Origin of the sequence: Micromonospora sp. NPDC049580, assembly GCF_040675595.1 — a bacterium.
Taxonomy (GTDB): Bacteria; Actinomycetota; Actinomycetes; order Mycobacteriales; family Micromonosporaceae; genus Micromonospora.
On the sequence record NZ_JBFAPG010000693.1, the window covers coordinates 1 to 2,330 of the forward strand.

The window sequence follows — 2,330 nt, forward strand, 5'->3', positions numbered from 1 at the left end:
CCACCGCGGCCCCCCCCCCCCGGCACCCCCCGTCCGCCCCCCCCCGGGCGGGCCCCCCCCCTGCCGCCGCCCCCCCCCCCCGGCGGGCGGCCCCCCCCCCCCGCGCCCCCCCCCCCCCGGTCCGGTTGCGTTGGCGTCCGCCAGCCGACGGCGGACCCCCTCGGCGTCCGGGTGCCCGAGTTCGTCGAGGATGCCCAGCGCCGTCCGCCAACTCCGCGCCGCTTCCGCCGGGTCGCCGACGTCGGCCAACGCCTCCGCGAGGTGCGTCAGCGTGTCCGCCTCGTAGTACCGGTCCCGGAACTCCCGGTACAGCTCAACCGCGTGCCGGTACGCGGCCACCGCCTCCGCGGGTCGTCCCGCGCGGTGCTGCGCGTAGCCGAGGGTGTCCCAGGTGGGCGCCTGGCCCTGCCGGTCGTCGAACTCGCGCAGCAGCTCCAGCGCCTGCTGGCACGCCTCCACCGCGGCGTCGTGCGCGCCGAGCTGGGCCCGATACCAGCCGACCGCGTTCAACGCCATCGCCTGCCCGTAGCGGTGGCCCGCCTCGCGGTACAGCGCCAACGCCGCCTCGGCATGCTCGACCACCTCGGCACGCCGGCCTTCCCGGTCGGCCACCTCGGCGAGGTCGAGGCAGGTGTGCCCCTGGTTGGCCGGGTCGCCCAGCTCGCGGAACAGCTCCAGCGCCCGCTGGAGCTGACCGGGCGCCTCGTCGAGCCGACCCAGGCGGGCGTGCGCCCGGGCCAGGCTGCGGTGCGCGTGCGCCTGCCCGGCCACCTCGCCGCCGCGCCGCGCCGCCGCCAGCGCCGTACGCTGCACCGCCAACTGGTCGTGCCAGCCGCCCTGCCGGTCCAGGAAACTGGTCAGGCTCCAGGCCAGCTGCCAGGCGTGTCGGTCGAACCCGCTGGCGGCGCATCGTTCGACAAGCGCGATCAGCACGTCGCGCTCGCGCGTGAACCAGGCCACCGCCTCGTCATGGTCGCCGAACTTCTCCGCCCGGACGCCGGCGACGGCCGGGGCGAGGGTGATCGGATCCCAGTGCGGGTGCAGCAGCACGGCGGCGCCGTGCGCGCTGTGCAGGTAGTGGTCGAAGAGCCGGCCGCGCGCCTCGGCCCGGTCGCCGGCCGGATCGTGTTCGGCGGACAGCTCGGCCGCGAAGGCCCGCAACAGGTCGTGCATCGCGTACCGGTCCGGGCCGCGCTCCAACACCAGATGCGCGTCGGCCAGCTCGGCGAACGCCGCCCGGACGGCCCGTCGACCGCCGCCGGCGAGACTGACCGCGGCCGCCGTACTCACCGTCACGTCCGTACTTCCCCCGACCAGCCGGAACAGCCGCGCGGTCGACGCCGACAACAGCCGGTACGACCAGGACAGCGCCCCCCGCACACTGCTCTCGTGCTCTCCGGTGTCCAGTCCGTCCAGCCGGCCGTCGGCCCGGAGCTGCGCGCCCAACTCGGTCAGGGGCAGCTGGGGCCGGACCACCGCCCGGGCCGCCACCACGACCAGGGCCAGTGGCAGCCGGTCGCAGAGTCGGACCAGCTCGTCAACGGCGGCCCGCTCGACCCTCGCCCGCGCCCCGATCCGCGCGTAGAGCAGGGCCTGCGCGTCCTCGGCGGTGAGCAGATCCAGCACGACCGCCTCGGCGCCCTCGGTGGCCACCAGCCCGGTGAGCCGATCCCGGCTGGTCACCAGCACCAGGCAGCCGGCGGCGCCCGGCAGCAGCGGCCGGACCTGCGCCGCGTCCCGGGCGTTGTCGAGCAGCACCAGCATCCGCCGACCGGCGAGCAGGCTCCGGTACAGCGCGGTCTGTGCCTGCTCATCCGCCGGCACCTCCCGCGGCGGCACCCCGAGCGCGGCCAGGAAACCCCGGACCACCTGCTCCGGGCTGCGCACCACACCGCTGTGGCTGTAGCCCTGCAGGTTGGCGTAGAGCTGCCCGTCGGGGAAGTGTCCGGCGGCCCGGTGCGCCCAGTGCACGGCGAGCGCCGTCTTGCCCACCCCGCCCGCCCCGGAGAGCACCGCCAGCGGGACCGCCCCGGGTTGCGCCTCGGCGGACGCCCGCAGCGCGTCCAGACGAGCCAGCTCCGGACCGCGCCCGGCGAAACCCCGGACATCCGACGGCAACTGCGCCGGGATCGGGCGCTCCGGGTGCGGCCTGGCGACGAGGCCCGCTCCGGTGGGGGCGGGGGACGGTCCGGGAGTGGGCACGGTGATCTCACCGCGCAGGATGGCCTGGTGCAGCTGGCGGAGCTCGACGCCCGGGTCCGCGCCGAGCGCGTCGGCGAGGCGGTCCCGCAGCCGGGCGTAGTACGCCAGCGCCTGTGCGCCGCGACCGG

At 77.1% G+C, this 2,330-nt stretch carries 1 protein-coding gene; it reads right to left on the minus strand.

Annotated elements, in window-relative coordinates; translation table 11 throughout:
• Positions 1 to 2,330, minus strand: a 2,330-nt coding sequence (locus tag AB0J68_RS31070) for a tetratricopeptide repeat protein (protein ID WP_363942320.1), incomplete at both ends; no start/stop codon positions are given.